Annotated in this window: 6 protein-coding genes; 3 read left to right on the forward strand and 3 right to left on the reverse strand. The window is 61.0% G+C overall.

The window, feature by feature from the left end; genetic code table 11:
• Positions 1–5: 5 nt before the first annotated feature.
• The 3 genes from AB5H98_RS01810 to AB5H98_RS01820 are packed head-to-tail and all read right to left on the reverse strand — an operon-like array spanning position 6 to position 3438.
• Complete coding sequence (locus AB5H98_RS01810; protein WP_367924204.1) at positions 6–1664, reverse strand: peptidoglycan DD-metalloendopeptidase family protein; 1659 nt, start codon at positions 1662–1664, stop codon at positions 6–8.
• Positions 1654–2892, reverse strand: a complete 1239-nt coding sequence (locus AB5H98_RS01815) for a murein hydrolase activator EnvC (RefSeq protein WP_367924205.1) — start codon at positions 2890–2892, stop codon at positions 1654–1656. The genes AB5H98_RS01810 and AB5H98_RS01815 overlap by 11 nt, the downstream gene beginning before the upstream one ends.
• A gap of 57 nt (positions 2893–2949) precedes the next feature.
• Positions 2950–3438, reverse strand: coding sequence for an SLOG family protein (locus AB5H98_RS01820; protein WP_367924206.1), 489 nt, complete (start codon positions 3436–3438; stop codon positions 2950–2952).
• A 263-nt stretch (positions 3439–3701) separates the two neighbouring features.
• On the opposite strand from AB5H98_RS01820, the gene AB5H98_RS01825 reads away from it, so the two are divergent.
• The 3 genes from AB5H98_RS01825 to AB5H98_RS01835 all read left to right on the forward strand — a co-directional run.
• A complete protein-coding gene (locus tag AB5H98_RS01825; RefSeq protein WP_367924207.1) occupies positions 3702–4868 on the forward strand; it encodes an aminotransferase class I/II-fold pyridoxal phosphate-dependent enzyme in 1167 nt (388 codons plus the stop codon).
• A gap of 14 nt (positions 4869–4882) precedes the next feature.
• Positions 4883–5956, forward strand: a complete 1074-nt coding sequence (locus tag AB5H98_RS01830) for a bifunctional chorismate mutase/prephenate dehydratase (RefSeq protein ID WP_367924208.1) — start codon at positions 4883–4885, stop codon at positions 5954–5956.
• 13 nt (positions 5957–5969) lie between these two features.
• Positions 5970–6412, forward strand: a 443-nt coding sequence (locus AB5H98_RS01835; protein ID WP_367924209.1) for an iron-containing alcohol dehydrogenase, incomplete at its 3' end; no start/stop codon positions are given.

Here is a 6412-nt window from a genome sequence, read left to right on the forward strand (position 1 = left end):
TTTTGTCAACTGATGTAGCTCATGGGGTCTGTGAGCATACCGCCGATATACAATTCCAAATGGCAGTGGTTGCCCGAAGAATAGCCCGTGGAGCCTACGTAGCCGATGACCTGGCCGCGGGCCACGCCCTGGCCGGCGCTGACCGCCAGGCTCGAGCAGTGGGCGTACAGCGTTGCCATGCCGTTTCCGTGGTCGATCTTCACATAATTGCCCCAACTGTAATGCCATCCGGCCTCCACCACGGTGCCGCTGTCGCAGGCGTAGATGGGCGCGCCGTAAGGTGCGCGCAGGTCCACGCCGCGGTGTCCGCCCTGGCCAAACCGGGTGCTGATGCCCACATAGTCCGGAACCGGGAACACCAGCACGCCCGAACCGGTCACCGAAGTGGTGGGCGGCGTCTTGGTGCCCACCGCCACGATTTTGGGCGTCATCTCCTGGGTGACGGTGATCTGCAGCGGCACGCGGGAAACTTCCTGTCCGTCGATGCTGGTCACCTCAGCCACCACGTGCTGGGTGCCGTTTTCGCCGTACTGGACCACCTTGCGCACGCCGGTGTAATATTCGTCGCTCTCCACTTCTTCGGTGATGTACTCAATTTCCTCGTCGTACTCCACCACGTCCACGGTCTTGACCTTCAAATAGTCGGGGTTTGCCTTCAGCGTGGCGATCAAAGTGTCCGTGTCCTCAATGGACGAGGTGAAATACACCCCCGGCACCAGCTCCACATTCTGGGCAAATTCCACCCGGTGGTTTGCGTTCTGACTCTCCTGATAAGGGGCCAGCGTGTCGTCCAAAAGCTGCTGGATGGCCGTGCTGTCCGTGGCCACGCCCACCAGCTCGCCGTTGATGTGCACGCCTGTGGCGTTCTGAATCTCGTCGCTGGAGCTGGCGATGATGTCGTCCGCCAGTTGAAAGGCCGTGGACCGCGCCGCCGCATCAATGGGCCGAATGGAGAACGTGGGCTCCGCGGTCCAGTCCCGGGTGCTCTCGTCCGAGGCGATGATGCGCTCGCGCACGTAGCTTTCGGCGCTCTCCCACACGTTTTCGTTTTCAATAAATCCAAGCATCTGACCGTTGTATTCCACGGCCAGCGAATAGTCGTACCCGAGCACCTGGTGCACAGTGAACACCAGCACTCCCGCCGCCCCCAAAGGCAGCAGATACCGCAGCGCGTTGCCCACCAGGTACCGATAAGCTTTTACGCCGCTCTTTAAATAGGCAAGACCGTCCTTTTTGCCCTCGCCCTCCTGCGCGGCCCGCACGGCGTTGCGCACGCCCCGGGCAAACCGCACAAACGGTTCGGTCAGATCCCGTACGATCAGCCCGAAAAACCGCACGACCGGCAGCACAAACAACATCACCAGCGCCACCGCGCCGTTTTTCAACGCGCGCAGCGCCCATCGGGTGCGCCGTCCGGCACGCACAAAGGCGTACTCGGTCTGCTGGCCCACCCGGTAGAACAACTGACCCAGGGCGTTCCAAACCGCCCCGGCAGGCAGTTTTCCGTCCTTCGGCCGGGCGGCTCCGTCGTTGGCGCCCCGCTGCAGATTGGTCACGATTTTATGCAGCGCCGGAGTGTCGTCCTTTTTGGGCGGCTGCTCTGGCAGGTCCTGCTCTTCAGGAATTTGATTGGTTGGTTCCATGCAATGCTCCTTACTGTGCAAAATACAGGCCGCTGGTACCGCTGAACAAAGCGGCCGGGTCTACGCTCTGGTTGCCGATGCGCACTTCAAAAAACAGTTCTTCACCGCTTTCACCCAGTTTTGCACCTTGCTCCAAAGTCTGGCCCTTGGCGCACGCAAGCGCCGTCAGCCCGAAATAATAGCTCTTTACGCCCGCGCCGTGGTCCACCACCACGGTGTTTCCGGTCAGCGCCAGAGTGTCCGCAAACACCACCGTGCCCGGCGCCACTGCCGTCACCGGCGTGTTGGCCGCGCAGCCGTACGTGACGCCGCTGGACCGCCGCAAACTCTGGGCCTCTCCCTCGTACACAAACGACCCGTAGGGCACCCGCTCCACCGCCCCTGTGCAGGGCGCCGAAAACCGGCCCGACCAGGCCGGGGCTGTCCCGCTCATGGCGTACAACGGATACATCGCGTCCCGGAACGCCTGCGAGGCCGATGCGTCCGCCGGCTGGGCCGCCGCCAGGTACAGCCGCGGATAGTCCCGGTGCACCACTGTCACGTTCTCGCTCTGGGAAAACTCGCCGCAGCGGACCGTAACGGCATACTCTCCGGGTTCCCGGTTGTAGTGCATGCCTCCAAAAGCCACTTTGCCGCCGGGTACGTCCACAAACGGCGTAAAGGGCAATTCACTTTCCAAAGTCAAAGAGGCGTTTTGGTCCAATACGCCGCTCACCCGAACGCACAAAACATCCCCCTGCAAAAGGCGCGTAGAGGAAAACTCCACCTTTGGCGGGGCATTCACGGTAAAAGACGCATCGTACCGGAACACGCCGTAGCCTTTGCCCGCCTGGGGTTTGATCTCCACGGTCGCTTGCAGCACATACGTGCCGTTTTCCTCAAACGAAAGCTCGTTCAACGAGGCCGAATTGGTGTTGTACAGCACATTGCCGTTTGGCCCGGTGACCGTCAAAGCCACCAGCGCGTCCCCCGGCAAAGACAGCGGCACCGAGGCCTCGGTCAGTGTGCCCAGGTCCTGGCGCGTGCCGGTGCCCCCTTCATCGGTCTTGTACAAGACCCCGTTCAGCACCGGAGCGTGCCACTGGTACTGTGTCGGCTGCAGCGATTGTCCGTTCAGCGTCAGCGCCGGCGGGGTGTAATCGGTCGCGTCCGTGTTCTGGTAAAGCCAAAACAGCGTGCCGCCCACAAGGGCGCCCACCAGCACCGCCACCAGCAAAAGCCACAGCAGCGTCCGCTTCAAAGCACGCATCCCGCCGCCCCCTTTACCATATAATTAAGCTATTATACCACACAAAGGGCATTTTCGTCAAAGAAGGGACATATCCAGGCTGCCCAGGTTCTGCACATACAGCCCGTTTTTCATGGCGTAGCGCAGCGTATAGGCGGTGCCGCCCGAGCGTCGGTTGCAATAGCCGATGCAGCGGGTGGAGTGGTCCACAAGATAGCGGTCCCGGGCCAGATATGCTTCCCGGCCCGGCGGGTTGGGCAGGCAAACGACCTTGTTGTACCGGCCCAAAAGCCACTGGCGCCGTCGAAGCTGCTCAAGGTTCCAGCGAAGCGTATAGCCCGCAAACGGTTCCACCGCAATGACCCGTATCTGCGGAAAACGGGTGTCCCGCAGATCCAAAAGCACTTCGGCAGCCAAGCTGTCGAATCCCACGGCGCCGCCCACACCGAAATAATGCACGCCGGCTTCGATGCACTGTTCTGCCGCTTTTACCAAATCACACACCAGTTGGCGGGAATCGCCGGGCAGGTCCCGGTGGCCGGTCAGACAACAAGTTTGCTCTTTCATAATGCCTCCTCACAAAATAGAATCTTGCTTTCAAGATAAGCCAAACAAGCCCGCCCGTCAAGGAAAAAACAGGCGAGGAGAAAAACAATTTTCGGCTTTGAAAAAAACAGGTTTCGCCCCCCGCTTTGACCGGCGCAAAAAAAGACGAAAAAGCGGAAAATACCGCGCCCCAGCCCCCGCTTTTTTCGGATGTTTTATTGCTAAACCGTGTGCGGACGTGGTATACTTGTCCCAAATCGCAAAAATGCGGAGGGAAAGGGAAAATGAGACAGTTTTTGGCCAAGGAGTGGCAGGTGGAGGAGTCCAATCCTCTCATGACCACTACCGAAAAAGCAAAGAAGTATTCGGACATCATCAACTTATCCATCGGGGACCCGGACCTGCCCGTGCCGGCCGAGATCCTGGAGAAGGCCGCCGCGGACGTGCTGGCGGGCTACACGAAGTACAGCGATCCCTGGGGCTACGCGGATCTGCGGCAGGCCATCGTGGATTTTTACAAGGAAGATTACGGCGTGGACATCGCCATGGAGAACGTGTTCGTCACGGCGGCGGGCTGCGCGGCCATGAGCCTTGTACTGGAGGCCGTGCTGGAAGAAGGGGACGAGGTGCTTCTGTTCGACCCGTATTTCTCGGCCTACGACCAGCAGGTGCGGGTGCCGGGCGGCGTGCCCGTGTGCGTGCCCTGCTTTGAGTTCGAGGACTGGCAGCCCAGCGCCCAGCGCGCCGAGCAGTACCTCTCAAAGCGCACCAAGGCCATGATCCTCAACACGCCCAACAACCCCACGGGCGTGTGCTATTCGGACAAGACCCTGCACGAGCTGGCGGAGTTTTCAAAAAAGCACGATTTGCTGGTCATTGCCGACGACATCTACACCAGTTTTGTGTACGGCGGGGCAAAATTTGTGCCCATCATGAGCCTGCCCGGCATGGCCGAGCGCACGGTCACCGTGAACAGCTTCAGCAAAAACTACGTGATGACGGGCCTTCGCATCGGCAACATCGTGGCCCCTGGGGACATCTGCCGCGCAGTCAAGCACATCAACGAGTGCGTGGTGTACTCCGCGCCCAGCTACTCCCAGCGGGCGGCGCTGTACGCGCTGCAAAAGCGCCACGAGTACGCCCGTCAAATCGTGCCTGAATTCGAAAAGCGCATGGCCTACGGGGCAAAGCGCATCCGGGCCATCCCGGCCTTTACCCTCAGCCCGGCGGCCGGCGGCATCTATCTGTTCCCGGGCATCAAAAAGACCGGCCTGACCAGCATGGAAGTGTGCCAGCGCATTTTGGACGAGGCCCACGTGCTGATGGTGCCGGGCTCGGCCTTCGGCGATGCAGGCGAAGGATATCTGCGCATCGCCTGCACCGTGGGCGTGGACAAGATGGCCGAGGCCTTTGACCGGCTGGAGAAAATGCCCCTGTTGCAGGGAAAGTAAACGAGGTGTTTTGGGTGGACGAACTTTTGAAGGCGCGGGCGGTCATCGACGAGGTAGACGCCCAAATGGCCGAACTGTTCTGCCGGCGCATGGACGCGGTGCAGTCTGTGGCCGCTTATAAAAAGGAAAAGGGCCTGCCGGTGCTGGATGCGTCCCGGGAAGAAGCCGTGGTCGCAAAGAATCTGGCGCTGCTGCCAAAGGCCGAGTACAGCGAACTGTACGAAGATTTCGTGCGCCACAACATGGCTTTGTCCCGGGCCTTCCAGCGCCGGATGCTGGCCATGGACACGGTGGCCTACCAGGGCGTGGAGGGCGCTTTCAGCCACATCGCTTTGCGCAAATTGTTCCCGCACGCCACGGCCCGGGCGTATCCCACCTGGAGCCAGGTGGTACAGGCCGTGGAAAAGGGCGAAGCGGTGTGCGGCGTGCTGCCCTTTGAAAACAGCCACGCCGGCGACGTGAGCGAGGTGCTGGATCTGTGCTTTGCCCACGAAACCGTGTGCGTGCAGCAGGTGTACGATCTGCCCGTGAGCCAGAATCTGCTGGGCATTGCAGGCGCAAAGCTGAGCGATGTCAAACAGGTGGTGTCCCATCCGCAGGCGCTGCAGCAGTCGGCCAAGTTTTTGCGCACATTGGGCCTTTCCACAAAGCCCATGGCCAACACCGCCGCCGCAGCCAAGTACGTGGCCGAGACAAAAGACCCGTCTTTGGCGGCCATCGCATCCAAAGAGACTGCGGAGCTTTACGGCCTTTCGGTGCTGGCCGAGGACGTGAACACCAGCGAGAACAACACCACCCGGTTCATCGTCATCGGAAAGGAAATGGCCGCCGCGGGCAGCCGGTTCAGCCTTCTGTTCACCGTGGACCACGTGGCCGGCAGCCTGGCCCGTGTGGTGCAGGCCATCGGCGAGATGGGCTTCAACATGGAGTGCATCAAAAGCCGGCCCATGCCGCACGTGTCTTGGGAGTACTATTTTTACGTGGAGCTGGTGGGCGATGTGTCCAGCCAGAGCTCCCACGCGCTTTTGGAAAAACTGAAGGGCCTGTGCCGCACCGCCCGGGTGCTGGGCGTGTACGGCCGTACATAAAGGAGAGAGTGACATGAAACTGACCATGCGGCTGGGCGTGCGCAGCTACGACATCGTGGTGCGCCGGGGCTCTTTGGGCCGGGTGAACCAGCTTGCCAATTTGGACCGCAAAGTGCTGGTCGTGACGGACACCGGCGTGCCCCGCACCTACGTGGACACAGTGCTGGCCCAGTGCGGCCAGGGCGTGGAGGTGTGCGTGGACCAGGGCGAGGGCTCTAAGAGCTTTGCATGCCTTGAAAAACTGCTGTGCACCATGCTGGAAAACGGATTTTCCCGCTCGGACGCGGTGCTGGCGCTGGGCGGCGGCGTGGTGGGGGACCTTGCCGGCTTTGCGGCCGCCTGCTACATGCGGGGCGTGGATTTCATCAACTGCCCCACCACCACCCTGAGCCAAATCGATTCTTCCATCGGCGGCAAGACCGCCGTGAACCTGGCGGGCACCAAAAACGTGGTGGG

The organism is uncultured Ruthenibacterium sp., from assembly GCF_963558415.1.
GTDB lineage: Bacteria > Bacillota > Clostridia > Oscillospirales > Ruminococcaceae > Ruthenibacterium.